Annotated in this window: 9 protein-coding genes; 5 read left to right on the top strand and 4 right to left on the bottom strand. The window is 41.6% G+C overall.

All coding sequences use genetic code 11. The annotated features are described in order from the left end of the window. Positions 1–6 precede the first annotated feature (6 nt). Positions 7–558: a DUF421 domain-containing protein gene (locus tag RMZ41_RS28985; RefSeq protein WP_322641682.1), complete on the bottom strand. Its 552-nt coding sequence runs from the start codon at positions 556–558 to the stop codon at positions 7–9. 155 nt (positions 559–713) lie between these two features. Beyond that, positions 714–1,730, bottom strand: coding sequence for a YihY/virulence factor BrkB family protein (locus tag RMZ41_RS28980; RefSeq protein WP_322641683.1), 1,017 nt, complete (start codon positions 1,728–1,730; stop codon positions 714–716). A gap of 249 nt (positions 1,731–1,979) precedes the next feature. Here RMZ41_RS28980 and RMZ41_RS28975 point away from each other — a divergent pair, with 249 nt between their 5' ends. Further along, the gene (locus tag RMZ41_RS28975; RefSeq protein ID WP_322641684.1) at positions 1,980–2,189 is read left to right on the top strand and encodes a hypothetical protein; all 210 of its coding nucleotides are present in this window, start codon (positions 1,980–1,982) and stop codon (positions 2,187–2,189) included. Between the two features lie 11 nt (positions 2,190–2,200). Here the strand turns inward: RMZ41_RS28975 and RMZ41_RS28970 are convergent, their stop codons facing one another. Together RMZ41_RS28970 and RMZ41_RS28965 are read right to left on the bottom strand one after the other, a co-directional pair. Beyond that, entirely contained in the window at positions 2,201–2,326 is a 126-nt protein-coding gene (locus RMZ41_RS28970; RefSeq protein ID WP_322641685.1) for a hypothetical protein, read from the bottom strand. A gap of 204 nt (positions 2,327–2,530) precedes the next feature. Continuing rightward, entirely contained in the window at positions 2,531–6,862 is a 4,332-nt protein-coding gene (locus RMZ41_RS28965; protein ID WP_322641686.1) for a DUF4347 domain-containing protein, read from the bottom strand. Between the two features lie 485 nt (positions 6,863–7,347). Between RMZ41_RS28965 and RMZ41_RS28960 the strand changes: the two genes are divergently transcribed. From RMZ41_RS28960 to rtcA, 4 genes are all read left to right on the top strand, one after another. After that, entirely contained in the window at positions 7,348–9,582 is a 2,235-nt protein-coding gene (locus RMZ41_RS28960; RefSeq protein WP_322641687.1) for a hypothetical protein, read from the top strand. Between the two features lie 13 nt (positions 9,583–9,595). Further along, positions 9,596–11,899, top strand: a complete 2,304-nt coding sequence (locus tag RMZ41_RS28955) for a hypothetical protein (protein ID WP_322641688.1) — start codon at positions 9,596–9,598, stop codon at positions 11,897–11,899. Positions 11,900–11,976: 77 nt separating this feature from the next. Next, complete coding sequence (locus RMZ41_RS28950; protein ID WP_322641746.1) at positions 11,977–13,323, top strand: FAD-binding oxidoreductase; 1,347 nt, start codon at positions 11,977–11,979, stop codon at positions 13,321–13,323. Between the two features lie 270 nt (positions 13,324–13,593). Next, a complete protein-coding gene (gene rtcA, locus RMZ41_RS28945; RefSeq protein ID WP_322641689.1) occupies positions 13,594–14,646 on the top strand; it encodes an RNA 3'-terminal phosphate cyclase in 1,053 nt (350 codons plus the stop codon). Positions 14,647–15,043: the final 397 nt, after the last annotated feature.

The following is a 15,043-nucleotide window of genomic DNA, read 5'->3' as shown; positions in this document are numbered from 1 at the left end:
GTTTAATTAATGTAGATCGCTTTTTAGTGTTACTTTTTGCTCAGGGGCAGGATTAGTTTTTGACTCAAAAGTGATGATGCTAATCCTACCGTCAGCTTCCATATATGCAAACTTCACGTCTGCTAAAAATTCCACACCTTGCTGACGTAACTTGCTCATCAACTCATCATCTGTGATTAATTCTCGTTGCAAATGACGCTGAATCATCCGACCATTTTTTACCAGTAGTAGTGGTGGCTGATTCAAGAAACGTTGAAACTGGGGTATTTTGTAGCCTAACCAGTTCAACAAATAACTCCAAAAAATCACTGTTCCTACTAGGATAGCGCCTTCAGTAATTGATGTATAATTACTTGCCATAGCATTTTGGGCAGCTTCAGCAAATAGCACAACTACGAGTAAATCAGTAATTCCTAGTGTTCCTAGTTGTCGGCTAGGAAGGAAACGTAACACTGAGAATAGTGCTAAGTATACCAACGAACCACGGATAATCAATTCAAAGACACTGATGCTAGGAACAAAGATTGCCTGCCAATCGATAAAAAACCATTTTTCCATTAGCACTGATTTTTTTCCTTTTTCAATAAACTTCTGGAAAAATCCAGTATCAGGTTATTTATCTGCGATCTGATTTCATAAAACTGAATTTTATTAGAGTTTAAATACTTTAATATTTTTCAGATTCATAAACATATAATTCCACTATTAAGGGATTAATATCGCTGATTTCTTCTTCTATTTTTTAACCGCTTGGTTTTTTTGAAAGACTGGAATAAGCGATTAATCAAGTTAGAAGGTGGCTTTTTGTTAGTGGAGGATTGCCTAGTTGGAGCCTTCCCATTATATTCCGTGTTATCAGATAAAGGGATGGCATGTTTCGTTGGAGTTATGCCGCTTCCATACCTTCTAGCATAAACTTGGGTAAACTCAGCACCAAAGAAAAGAATCTGTGCGGCATAGTTAACCCAAGCTAAAATCACCACCAGCGAACCAGCAGCCCCATAAGTTGAGCCAAAACTGCCATTACCTAAATATTGTCCTAATAAAAATCTTCCAATAGAGAACAAAACTGAGGTGAGAGAAGCTCCAACTAAAACATCACTCCAAGCAATTTTGACATCTGGTAAAACTTTAAAAATTAGTCCGAATAAGAGTGTAGTTATAGCAAAAGAGAGAAGAAAATTGACAAGTTGCCAGAGAAAATCAACACCTGGTAACAAGTTGCTAAAGTATGTTACTAATGTTGTCAAAACTGTACTAATTACCAGAGAAACTAATAGTAAAAAGCCAATACCTATCACCATTGCAAAGGACAAAATTCGCAGGCGAATGATGTTAGTTACGCCGCGTCCGGGTTTGGGTTTAACTTCCCAAATCGTATTCATGGCATCTTGCAACTCGGTAAATAAACCTGTAGCACCCACTAGTAGAACTATGATACTAATGATAGAAGCGATCGCTCCTGTCTTTGGTTGGTTAGCATTCTGTATGGCTGATTCGAGAAACTTTGCGCCTTCTATCCCGACTAAACCTTGAATTTGTCCGACAATTTGACCCCTTGCCGCCTCTTCTCCAAATACTGCCCCTGCGATCGCAATTACAATAATTAACAACGGTGCAATAGAAAAAATCGTGTAATAAGCTAACGCCGCCGCTAACCGTGACGCTTTATCCTCACTCCATTCTTTGAATGTCTCTTGGAATAACTTCCCAATCGCCTGCAAATTCATCCAACCAGTCTCCTTGTAAGAGGATATCGCTACACTTACTGATATATTTGATACTTTTTTATCTGAGTAGCGAATCCCCCCAAGGGAGTTTCTAAAGCGTCCTTGAGGAGGAATTTAATTCGAATACTAGACCTCTTGCAAAAAGCACTTTTGCAAGAAGTGGGAAAAGGGTAAAGGTTAAAGGGGAAGGGGACAATAGAGAACCTTTCCCCCTTCCCCTTTTCCCGACTTATGCAAGAAGTCTACTGTATGAGTGAGCGATCGCGCCAATTAGCGATAATAGAAATGTGCTACAGTTACCTAAAAGCAATGACACAAACGGCAGCAATTACAGAAGCGATTACCACTCTTCAGGATGCAGAAAATCGATTCGCTTTTGTCCGTATTGAAGACGAGCAATTTTTCCCAGAGTGGTATCAAGAATATTGCCACCACGCCGTGGTGGAAAGTCTTCTTTGAATGAACATTCTCTACAGTTGTGGCACTGTCATGGCTCCCAGCAATATCAGAAACAGTACTAACCACAATTTATGTCTCCGTCCTCTAATGTGCCGATAGTCTGGAACCTGCTGCAACTGTTCGATGAGATTGTTCATACTTCCAGATTGTCAATTTCCCATCGCCTCCCAATAAGTATTGTCATTTTTCTCTGTTTGTATGAAAGCACCCTGCCTCCCCGCTTTTCGGGAGGGGATTAAGGGGTGGGGTTCAATGACTGTGGGAAGTTGCTATATTTTTTACTCCAGATGTCTAAGGTTCGCTTAATTTTTAAGACAATCGCTACAGGCTACAACTGAACGCTAGACAATAACATTACTACCAACTACCAGATTAGTCGCAGTGAAATTATCTAAAGTTACAAAGGTATAAAACGTTTCACCAATACCATAGTAGGCAAACTGAACTTGTGTAGAAGTATCCGATTGTACAAACCGCAGATAACCATCTAAGACTGGGTTACTGCTACTGTAGCCCCGACTCTTAAACAAGTCAGTAAGAATTAACTTATCCTCGCTCTGATTAAAGTCGGCAATTGTATCACTATTGCTCAAGCGTTGGTAAACAAACTGGTCATGACCGCTACCACCAGTTAAGGTATTAGCATAATAACCACCAATGAGGATGTCATCACCATCACCACCAACAAGAGTGTTATTATTATCGCCACCAATCAGGCTATCGTTACCAGCACCACCGATAAGGCTATCGCTACCAGCCCCACCAACGAGGGTGTCGTTACCAGTACCACCGATGAGGGTGTCATTACCAGCAGCACCACGCAGCAAATCGTTGCCACTTTTACCATCTATGCGGTCATCACCTTGCTGACCATTAATAACATCTGCTGAATTGTTAAAACCATCGACATTATTGTTTAGGTCATTGAGAAAGGTGACTGTATTTTTGCTGAAGATGGTGCTTTGAGTGAAATTGGCATTGAAGACATCAAAGCTGTCACTAATTGTACTCTGACCATCAAAAAGTATATTACCAATGCTGGAGAGGTTATCTAGGTTTTCTAAAGCAAAGTTTTGCAGGATAACTTCGTCATTAGCCACACCATCAAAGGTAATTTCTAGATTGTTACCATTTTGGGTGAGTAACAGATTTTGGGCTGTCAATCCAGCACCTTGAAATTTGAGGATATCTATTTTGGCAATGATTGCTGCTGAGGGATTTGAGCCTTTACCTACACCGCCGAAATAGGTGATAGTATCAACACCATCGCCCAAGTTGTAAACAAATTTATCGTTGCCGCCGCCACCAGTTAGGATATCATTACCTTGATTACCTGTGATAGTATCATTGCCAGGTTGAGCATTAATTATATCACCGTAATTTGTGCCCACTAAGTTATCAGCGCCATTAGTTCCGTTAATACCATTGAACTCTAAAGCACCAATATCAACTGTACCCCTAGATATTCTGTCAAATCCAACACCACGTTGGTCGTTTTCGACACTAGTAGGAACTAAGGAATTTGCGCCAGCGTTAATAGCGGGACTATCTGCAAGTAAGGCGTGAGTTAAGGTTGTACCACCGTTATTTTGCAGTGGGCTAAGTCTGGGATCAATGGGATTGACGCTAGTGCCTACTAGGGTGCTGGTGGTAAAACTTGTGCTACCGGTGCGATCGCCAATTAGGTTGTTCCCGGAGTCAATGAAGCTACCCGAAACATCAATTGAGTAAAAACTCCCTTCGCCATACTCGTTACTAGGTTTGTCGAAGTTACCTGCAATAATAGTGTTCTCAACAATGACAGTACCATCTGATAAATTGACAATACCTCCACCATCCGCATCTCCTATGTAGAAATCAGATGCAGTGTTATTAGTAATGGTACTGCTAGTGAGAGTGAGGGAGCCTGAGTTAGAAATGCCGCCACCATAAGAGTAAGCTCTATTTCCAGAGATAGTGCTATTGGTCAGGCTGAAAGTGCCACTGTTATAAATGCCACCACCATTTTGTGCAGTACTATTGAAGACAGTACTATTGGTCAGGCTAACGCTGCCAGAGTTATAGATTCCGCCCCCGTAAGTAGGAAGAGGGTTAGGGCCATAGCGCTCTAAGCCACTGGCATACAAACTATTATTAGAGACAGTGCTGTTAGTTAGGCTAAGAGTACCTGTGTTAAATATACCGCCACCGTAGGCAGAAGAATACTGAGTCCTCGCACCATTGCCAGAGACAGTGCTGTTAGTTAGGCTAAGGTTGCCTGTGTTGAATATGCCTCCGCCTAACGACGACCCACTATTGCCAGAGACAGTGCTGTTCGTCAGCCTGAGAGTACCTCTGTTCAATATGCCGCCCACTGCTCCTTTATTGTTAGATACAATGCTATTTGTCAGGTTTAGACTGGTATTACTATCAAGCGAGATACTACCATATACAACATCATTAGCATTAGTAACTTGCAAGCCATTAATGCTCACATCTGTCCCTGTGCCCGATATCTCGAATACACCCGAAGTCTTGTTTCCATTTATGGTCAGCTTAGATGCCCCAGTCCCTAAAATGGTGACATCATCGGTAATGCTTAGTGACCCAGATGTGAGGGTGATAATATCTGGGGTAGCATCGGTAAACACGCCCGCAAAGGTAATTATATCCGCTCCAGGAGTAGCATTAGCATTGAGAATAGCCTGCCGCAACGAGCCTACCCCTGAATCGTTGGTATTAGTTACTACTGTGTCAGTATTAACAGGTGGTGGGCTAGTGGACTGCACTTCATAAGCACCGATATCCACTGTAGCGCCGGATATCCGTTCAAATTCAGCGCCCCTTTGGTCGGTGGTAGCACCAACTAGGCGATTATTTCCGGCATCAATGGCGGGACTATCTCCAAGTAAGGCATGAGTTAAAGTTACACCGCCATTATTTTGCAGTAGACCAAGTTTTGGGTCAATTGGGCTGGCGCTAGTTCCTACTAGGGTGCTGGTGATGAAACCATTGCTACCAGTGTTATTACCAATGAGGTTATTGCCGGAGTCCTTAAAACTGCCAGTCACGTCAGGATTAATGATATCGGAAATAGATTTGTCGGAGTTGCCTGCAATGAGAGTGTTCCCAACAACAAATCTTTGAGTATAATTGAAAACACCTCCACCATTACCAGTACCATTGCTATCCGAATCTGATGTATTATTTGTAACCGTAGAATTTATGAGGGTGAGAGCGTCTGCGTTATTGTAGCTGCCACCATTATAGATACCACCGCCATTTTCTAGCGACTTATTGCCAGAGATGGTGCTGTTAGTCACCGTAGCTGAACTGGAAAAATAAACATAACCTGGGTTAGCGATACCGCCGCCGAATGATGCCTGATTGTCAGAGACAGTGCTATTGTTCAGGTTGAGGATGTTGCCATTATAGATACCACCGCCACCCTGAGACGCACTATTGCCAGAGACGCTGCTATTGTTCAAGCTGACGCTAGCAGACTGATAGTTATAGATACCACCACCGCTCCCGGATGCTGTGTTGCCAGAGACGCTGCTATTGTTCAGGCTGAGAATACCTGCGTTAGAGTTAACGATTCCACCACCATTTTGAGACGTTGTATTGCCAGAGACTGTGCTGTTAGTTAGACTGAGAACCCCTGAGTTAACGATTCCACCACCATTCTGAGACGCTGTATTGTTAGAAACAGTGCTGTTCGTTAGGCTGAGGATCGTATTATTATCGATCAAAACACCGCCGTTGTTACCATTAGCAATAGTCAAGCCATCAACGATCGCATCTGTACCTACTCCCAATATCTCGAAAACTTTGGAGGCATTATTCCCACTGACTGTCAACTTAGATGCCCCAGTCCCCAGGATGGTGACGTTATCGCTAATCGTCAGTTGCCCAGAGGTGAGGGTGATTACGTCTGGAGTTGTATCAGTAAACACTCCTCCAAAAGTAATTGTATCTTCCCCAGTACTAGTATTAGCTAAATTAATTGCCTCTCGGAGTGTAGTAATATCGTTGTTCGGATTGCCATCATCGGCATCTCCGGTATCATTGACGGTAAACGTCGCCAGTATCCCCGCATAAGCCTGTCGCGTCGCTTCTGCAAAGGCTAAATTAACTTCCATATCAGTGGTGCGGACTTCTAACTCCCAATTACCACCTAATTCTGCATTCCCAATCCGCCGACGGGAAGCGGCAATATTTGCTCCTGTGAGTTGGTGCAATTTGGCGACAAATTCTTCCCCCGCATCACCCGCAGCCACATTGCAACCATAGATGAGTAAGTTACAGGGGCGATCGCTTTTGGCAGAGGCTAGAAATATCTGCTGCCATTGTTGAAGTTGCTGGCTGTATTGGTCGAGGGTATCAAGTCCTAAATTGGTGTTACCCAATTGTAAGCAACCTGGTGTACCGTGGCACACAATATGAATATTAATCAAATTTGAGCGATGTCTACCAACAAGCTGCTGCGCGTCTACGTAACTTTTCAGAATACCCGTAATTTGTTCAACACCGTTCTGCGTGGATTCCAGGCTGAACACTTGGGTATTCTCAAGCACGCCATTGACTAAATCGCTATAGTCTTCAACCCCCATGTCGATAAAGACTAGATTATGGCTGTAGGAGGTGCGAGTTGCGGGATTTGCTTGGAATTGTGAGGTATGTAGCGGTACCATTTTTTTACCTCGAACTAAGGTTATGAGGGAAACTCAAACCGACTTTAGCCTTGTAATTACAGGATTTTCACACAACTACTGAGAGTTATAAAACTATATATTTACTAATTATTTTCCCTTTCGTTGCTATCATCTAGCAAGTTGACGCTTTTGTAAAGTCATAAAACTATGTAATTTTACTAAGTTACTTCACTCCCATCTAGCACGAGTATCAAAAATTAGGTTTTATACTGGTTCATCAAAAGCTAAAATTTTTGCCCATATACTCGGCTTATCAAGTTTTGATGGGAATTGTGCTAGATATTCAATTGAGAAATTGGGATTGGAATGTATAGTTTTTCTGAAAATGACTTTTATAAATTGACAAATTTATTACACAATATTATTGAATAATCAAACCGAAATACTTATTGCCAACTTTTCGCAGATATTAATTTTTTAACAGTGTTAGTTATGCAAAATCATAAAATAGTATAAACAATAGCATGGAAAAAAGTGTTATTAATGCCAGTCTTTCTACTCAGAACCTAACCTTTCGTCCGGGTGATACTCCTGTATCATTTGAGGTAGTTGTCAATAATGACAGCGATCGCTTTGTCAATTTTCAGGTAGAAATTACCGCCGCCGGAGAAACCCGGAACACTGGATATCGCTGGTATCGACTCGAACCAGAGGTGGCAGCAGCTAAACCACCAGGCAGCAGCACCATCTTCCAAGTCTTTATATTTAATACACCGATTCCGGGATTTGTCGGTACTGTCAACTTGATGGTGAATATTTTTTCACCCCAATTAGCACAACAGTGCAGACTTGTGCTGCGTCTGAAAATCGAGCGAGACAACAGACCAACCCATTTAAGTGTAGAATTGCCAGTGCGAGAGTTCCAAGTTTATCCCCGCAATTCGATAGATATACCAGTACGGGTGCGGAACTTGGGGCAACAACCAACTGAGGTGGTACTACGTTTTATCGGCGTAGATTCGTCTTGGCTGACAAATAGTGCAGAACGCCGATTATCTCTTGAACCAGGGGGATTAGCAGAAGCCACATTTCAATGTCAACCTCCCTCTGTAGTGCAAGCGCCCAGTCAAAATTACCCTTTTAATATTGAAGCTGTTAGCAATAATGGTTATCCAACCAATGCTGAAGGCAATATTGAAGTCTTACCAGTGGGTTTTATAGATTTTACCACTACCCAGAAACACCTGAAAATCCCTAGTAAATCGTCATGGTTGCCTGACTGGAAATCTGATACAGCTTCCTTTGAATTATTATTTAAAAATGCTAGTAACCTCAACCAGCAAATTAATGTGCAGGTACAGGGACGAGACTGGCGAAAATGCAGTTTCAAAAAGCTTCCAGAAGATGCCAATCTTCATTTAGGAGAAACAAGTAAAGTCATCCTCGATGTGAAAACAAAACGTCCTTGGGTAGGAATCGGCAAAACTCTACTATTAGAGGCGAAATCGGAATTATCCGACCAACGTTTAGGGAGTACAGACCCAGCCACGCAGACATTAGAAGTAGAGACTCTGCCAATTATACCTCTATGGCTACAGCTAGCTGCGATCGCACTCTTAGCCGCACTCCTAGCATTAATCCTGCAACCAAGAGATGTAATGCATACACGTTCTGTCAACTCAGTACGTTTTAGTGGCATTGGTTTATCAGTGGTCAGTGGCTCAGATGATTGTACATTAAGACTTTGGAGAATTAATTCTGATAACTTAGACCCCGATAATAGCGCAACTTATGCTGGGCAGCCAGATGCTTGCGAACAACGACAACAGCCTAAAGGTTTGATGGCAATTACCGATGATGCTGTAGAAGTCTTACGCTTCATGCCATTACAAAACGATCGCGTGGCTGTTGGTCTAGATAATGGTGTAATTGAACTTAGAGATGCACCATCAGGCCAAAAAATTAGCGAACTTCAAGACCTTAAAGATCCTAAAGCAAAAGGCGATCGCGTTTTTGACTTAGCCTTTACTTCAAACTCACTTAATTTATTCAGTGGTTATGGCAGTGGTAAAGTTAGATTATGGTCAAGATCAGCGCCTAACAGCGATTTTCTGCCAGAACCGCAAGTTATCGATGTTCAAAGTAGATTGAAATTATCAGGTTTCCAAGTCCGGGCATTAAATCTTAGCCCAGATGCAACAACTCTAGTAATTGCCGGAAACTTTAAGCGTTTCATTTTGTGGCAATGGAATCCAGTCCAATCTGATAAACAATTAGCAACTTTATCAGTGCAAAATCTAGAAAAACTAGATCCATTAGTTGGGCGTGAAGACTATATTTGGGGATTAGCTTTTGTTCCTAACTCGGCAGAAAAAATCATCGCCACCTCCGATTCTGCGGGATTCATTACCATTTGGAATTTGAATCAGTGCCAAACTTCCAAAAATCCGAATCCACTCGAAAAAGTAAATGAACTTAATTGTTTGCCAGTAGACCGTTGGCCAGCATCAAAAACATCTGTGCGTAGTCTCGCCTTTAGTGATGATGGTAATTTGCTAGTCACTGGTGGCGATGATGGAAGAGTAGTAGTTTGGTATTTAACCCCCGAACATAAACTCGACAAAACCAAGGCAGCAGAAGGTAAAACAATTTACCAAAGCTCTAAAAAAATCAATAGTATCGACTTGAAAACTAATCAAGGAACCATGATTGTGAGTGGTGGTGAAGATTTTCAAGTCAAACTACACCGCATCAAATAAGAGAGTCAATGACATGCAAGCTAAATTCAATCCACTGCAAGTTATTATTAATCCACCTGGAATTCAATTTGGGATGCCAGGAGATACTATTGAACTCTACGTTGTTGTCATCAATCAAGGAGATCAAAGCGCGGTTATTGACTTATATTTTGTTTTTGATGAAGTATTTCAAAATTTAACCGGCTGGTCTAGTTCTCCGAGAGAAAGTTTAGCATTAGCCCCAGGGCAAAATAGTGACGAAGTAAAATTTGAGTTTCAAATTGGCGCAAATGCTCTCCCCGGAACTTATGACTATACATTAGTTGTAGATTCCCCTCTTCATTATCCCCAAAATACACCCATAACCTTCCCCAACCAAATTAAGGTTCTCCTACAAGAACAGACTGCAATTCGGATAAACGACCCGACATTTTCCATTAGACCGAATACCAATCCCAACAAACCGTTAATTTTTAAACCTGGTGAACCTCTGCAAGTAGAGGTGATAGTTGATAATCGCTCTTATCTTGTAGACAGGTTCCGCTTAAGTTGCCCAGATTTGGATGATGACTGGTTTACAATTAATTATCCGGCCACTGGATTTGAGGGGCCAGGATTGATTTCTGATGTGACTGCACTAGAACTAAATCCTGGTAATCAGGGTCAAATATTTTTGAGATTTCACCCCCCTGGGGATACCCTTGCAGGAAGTTATTCTCCGACAATCCGCTTGTATTCAGACAACTCTCCCGACTTAGTATTACTAGATTTGGTATATATTCAAGTTCCAACAAATTATCATCTAAATATAGAATTCAATACCATTTTAGGACAAGTTAGCCGGAGTGTAGGGAAGTACGAATTATCACTAACAAACCAGGGTAATATTGTCAGAGAACTGATATTAAGCTTAAAAAGTCGAGATGAAGAAGAACTATATAATTACAAATTTGATCCTACCGAAGTCAGATTACTACCAAATAAAACTGCTATCAGCAATTTGAGAGTTAAACCTAAACCTTGGTGGCGACAACCTTGGTTTGGTGCTGGGTTAGTAGTCAACTTTCAAGTTGATATCAAAGATCCACAAAATTTACCTCTACCTAACACATTACCTCAAGGGAGTTTGGTATGGAAACCCCGCCCTTGGTGGCAATTTCTTTTGTTGATTGTGGCAATTTTGGGATTATTAGGAGGAATAGGATTTATTATTTGGCGAATTTTAAACCCCGAACCTTTAAGATTAGAAAATTTTAGTGCTAAAGACCCTCAAATTACTGAAGGTGACGAAGTTGCTTTGAACTGGGAAATTTCTCAGTATAAACAATTGCAAAAGTTAGTTCTTACAGCCAAAGGTTCTCAACCTATTGAGCCTATTACCTATGACTTTAGCGGTGGGATTCCTGAAGCCCTGAGTAAGGGAAGTACACCTCTTTGTCAGGTGCAAGAAAAACAAGATTTAATTTGTAGCAACATTAGAACTGGAGTAACAACAAAAGGCGATTACACTTTTAAGCTACAAGCTTTTTATCGTAATGGCATACAAATATTGTCTCCAAAGACCCAAACTATCGAGAAAGAAATTCCAGTAAAAATAGCTGAAAAAGAAATTGCAGAAATCATAAGTTTTCAAGCAGATAAACGACAGTATACAAAAGGTCAAAATATTCTTTTAAGTTGGGCAATTGCCCGTCCGTTATTGTTGGCACAAACTCAAATTACTGGCATTGGAGATGATGGGACATCTTATGGTGAACCAATCAATTATAGATTTGCTCAAGGTAATATCACCGACCCCAAGCTGCAAAAACTATGTACACAAACCAATCAACAACTGCAATGTAAAAATATTCCTTTAGCCGCAAATAGAGCCGGAAACTTCGCTTTTGAAATTAAAGCTGCTTCTAACAATGGAAGTAGCAAATTAAGTTCTAAAAAGACTGAATCTAAAATAGAAATATTGCCGAAGCCATTTAAGATTATTTCTTTCACAATCAACGGGATTCAACAACCAAATCTAGAACTTAATGAAGGCACAACTGCCACTTTGAGTTGGAGAGTTGAAGGGGAAAATATTCAGGTTAAACTTCAGCCATACGGAAATGACGTTCCATTAAGTGGCTCACAAAGCCTTCCAGTCAATCTAGCTTTTCCAACTGAAATTGCGCTGCAAGTTAATGATAAATCTGGTAAGCAACAATCCCAGGAGAGAGGATTTGCTATCAGAGTAATTCCCAAAGTAGTGCCTACTCCCATACCCACCATTAACCCAGTTCCACTTGTGCCACCTAGTAGTAATCCATTTAAGGCTCCTTTACCTCAAAGGCAAGGTTTTTAAATAATTCGTAATTCGTAATTCGTAATGACGCTCGAAAACTCGCTAACGCTACGCTAACGTAATTCGTAATTAAAATGATGACAACAAAATTAGATGCCTTGATTAATTCTCTAGAAGGCATAGAAATAATCACAGATTCTATCCAAGTAGCAAAATTATCTCAGGATTATCACAGCTTTAGCCCGGTGCTAGTGCCGAAACTAGAGGGAAAAGTTGGGGATATAGTTGTGCGTCCCGTTAATGAAACAGAGGTTTTAAAAGTTGCAGCCGCCTGTGCGAAACATCGTGTACCTGTGACAGTGCGGGGTGCGGGAACGGGGAATTATGGGCAATGTGTACCCTTGCATGGTGGTGTCATTTTAGATATGACACGGATGCAAGAGATTCTTTGGGTGAAACCTGGGGTAGCGCGGGTAGAAGCTGGGGTGAAGTTGGCGGCTTTGGATAAGAAAACCAGAGAGATTGGCTGGGAAATTCGCATGGCTCCCTCCACGTACCGTACAGCTACAATTGGCGGATTTATTGCTGGGGGAAGTGGGGGTATTGGTTCGATCCAATATGGGTTACTTGGCGATCGCGGTAATATCTTAGCATTGCGTGTGGTAACTGTTGAAGATGAACCCCGTGCGATCGAATTACGCGGCGATGATGTACAAAAAGTCAATCATGCTTGGGGAATTAACGGCATCATCACCGAAGTGGAAATTCCTTTAGGCCCAGCTTATCCTTGGGCAGAAGTCATTGTCACCTTTGACGAGTTTATGACAGCAGCAAAATTTGGTCAGGCTGTTGGCAATGCTGATGGCATGATTAAGAAGTTGATTTCTGTCTTTGCATCCCCAATTCCCCAATACTTTCACGCCCTACAAGAGTACATTCCTGAAGGGACTCATGCAGTATTTTTGATAATTGCTGAGTCAAGTTTGGAATTCTTACCAGGTTTGGTGCAGAAATATGGCGGAGAAATTACATATAAAAAACCTGCTGAGGAAGCGGGGAAAGGGACACATTTAGCAGAATTTAGCTGGAATCATACAACCTTACACGCTCGGAGTGTAGATACTGGAATTACCTACTTACAAAGTATGTTTCCCCGCCAGAGCAATTTGCAACTGGTAGAGCAGATGTATCATCACTTTGGCAATGAAGTAATGATGCATTTGGAATTTTTTCGCGTGAACGGTGCTGTAGTTCCTGGTGCTTTGCAACTTGTACGCTACACCACAGAAGAACGCCTCAATGAAATTATCCGCTATCACGAAGAACAGGGTGTGAGTATTGCTAATCCTCACACCTATATTATTGAAGATGGAGGCAGAAAAGTTATTGCTCCTGAGCAGTTAAAATTTAAAGAAATAGTTGATCCTTATGGGTTGATGAATCCCGGTAAAAGTAAGGTTATTCAATTACAAAATCAAAATTAGCAAAGGGATTTTCAAGAAGTAAATTATCCAAATAAACGAACCACAGAGACGCAGAGAACACAGAGTGAAGAGGAATAGAGAGATTTTGCTATCGATTTTGAGATATTTTTTTATTTAGAAGTTCCAAACTAGAGAGCAAGATGTATCAGAATTTTTTCTGTATAGTTGTGTAACTCCCTCCAAAAATCTGGCTGTTGAGCGTTTATAATTTGTGGTTTGATTTTAAGAGCCAGTGGGGATAACCCAAAATCCAACATCCCAAAATCGCCCATGATTGAAATTGACGGTTCCTATGGAGAGGGAGGCGGACAAGTTCTTCGTACTTCCTTAAGTTTAGCGGCCATCACTGGCGAACCCATACGAATTACAGGCATTCGTGCTGGACGCAAAAAGCCAGGATTAGCAGCACAACACTTAACAGCAGTTCGGGCTGCGGGTAGAATTTGTAATGCTCAATTGCGGGGTGATGCTTTGGGTTCAACGCTGCTAGAATTCATTCCAGGTAGTGCTGTACAAGCTGGAATTTATACCTTTGATGTTAGTCAAGCACAACAAGGTGGTTCTGCGGGTGCGATCGCTCTAGTTTTACAGACAATTCTCTTACCTTTAGCACTAGCAACGGGGAATTCTCAGGTAACGCTAAAGGGTGGAACTCATGTCAACTTTAGCCCGACAGCGACTTACATTGAGCAAGTTTATCTACCCACATTGCAACGCATGGGTGTAGAAGCCCAAGTCAAGTTGGGCGCTTGGGGGTGGTATCCCCAAGGTGGGGGAGAGGTAGAGTTACAAGTGGATGGTGGTGGTAAAATCGGCGGGATCAACTTGTTGGAACGGGGAGATTTACAACAGGTGCGGGGACTAGCTGTGGTAACAGATTTGCCTTCTCATATTCCGCAACGGATGGCGAATCGTGCGGAGAATTTGTTACGGGAAGCCCATTTGAAAGTTGCTGTACAAACTTTGCGAGAAAGGGGTATCGCACCGGGGGCAGGTATTTTTTTAACTGCTGAGTATGAGAACAGTTTGACTGGCTTTGGTGGATTTGGGCGTTTGCGGTTGTCGGCGGAAACTGTTGCAGAGATAGCTTGTCAGCAGCTGCTTGAGTTTCATCACACAGGCGCACCAGTGGATGAACATTTAGCAGATCAGTTATTATTGCCGGCTGCTTTAGCTTCACAAGAAAGTCATTATCGGGTGGCTGAGGTGAGTAGGCATTTGACGACGAATGCAGCAATAATTGAACAGTTTGGGCTGGCGCAGATTAGGGTAGATGAAGTTGAGAAAGTAGTGTCCGTGATTCCTGTAATTGGTGGGTTATAGCTACATAGAAAATTGCCTCACTTCTAAGGGTCAAAATGAGGCATAGGAACTTTTGTTAGCAGAGAAGAAAATTTTGATACTTTATCTAGAAGTATTTGCAATTAATCCTATAAAAGCCACATTTGTTGCAATAACAAGCAACTAGCAAATTTACAAGGTAACTGCAAGTACGGTTAAGACTGAGTTCAGTCGTTCCTGATACTTCTTATTTATTTAAATATGGAACATAGCCTTTAAGTTTACCTCTGCTAAAGGCATATATTTAGGTTAAGTCAGTTTGCGATCGCAAATACAAAAAATTAGCCATAAGAAATTGAGGTTCTGAACTCCATTAATGCACCTCTGAACTCCATTAATGCACCTCTGAACTCCATTAATGCACCTCTGAACTCCATTA

Origin of the sequence: Nostoc sp. DedVER02, from assembly GCF_034530675.2 — a bacterium.
In the GTDB taxonomy this organism is placed as follows: domain Bacteria; phylum Cyanobacteriota; class Cyanobacteriia; order Cyanobacteriales; family Nostocaceae; genus Nostoc.
Note: the sequence above shows the minus strand (reverse complement) of the source record. Positions and strands in the feature narration are given on the sequence as shown.

Excerpts from the sequence above, each read along its gene's own strand:
- RMZ41_RS28985 (WP_322641682.1), bottom strand. The coding sequence starts at position 558 with ATGGAAAAATGGTTTTTTATCGATTGGCAGGCAATCTTTGTTCCTAGC.
- RMZ41_RS28980 (WP_322641683.1), bottom strand. The coding sequence starts at position 1,730 with ATGAATTTGCAGGCGATTGGGAAGTTATTCCAAGAGACATTCAAAGAA.
- RMZ41_RS28975 (WP_322641684.1), top strand. The coding sequence starts at position 1,980 with ATGAGTGAGCGATCGCGCCAATTAGCGATAATAGAAATGTGCTACAGT.
- RMZ41_RS28970 (WP_322641685.1), bottom strand. The coding sequence starts at position 2,326 with ATGAACAATCTCATCGAACAGTTGCAGCAGGTTCCAGACTATCGGCAC.
- RMZ41_RS28965 (WP_322641686.1), bottom strand. The coding sequence starts at position 6,862 with ATGGTACCGCTACATACCTCACAATTCCAAGCAAATCCCGCAACTCGC.
- RMZ41_RS28960 (WP_322641687.1), top strand. The coding sequence starts at position 7,348 with ATGGAAAAAAGTGTTATTAATGCCAGTCTTTCTACTCAGAACCTAACC.
- RMZ41_RS28955 (WP_322641688.1), top strand. The coding sequence starts at position 9,596 with ATGCAAGCTAAATTCAATCCACTGCAAGTTATTATTAATCCACCTGGA.
- RMZ41_RS28950 (WP_322641746.1), top strand. The coding sequence starts at position 11,977 with ATGACAACAAAATTAGATGCCTTGATTAATTCTCTAGAAGGCATAGAA.
- rtcA (WP_322641689.1), top strand. The coding sequence starts at position 13,594 with ATGATTGAAATTGACGGTTCCTATGGAGAGGGAGGCGGACAAGTTCTT.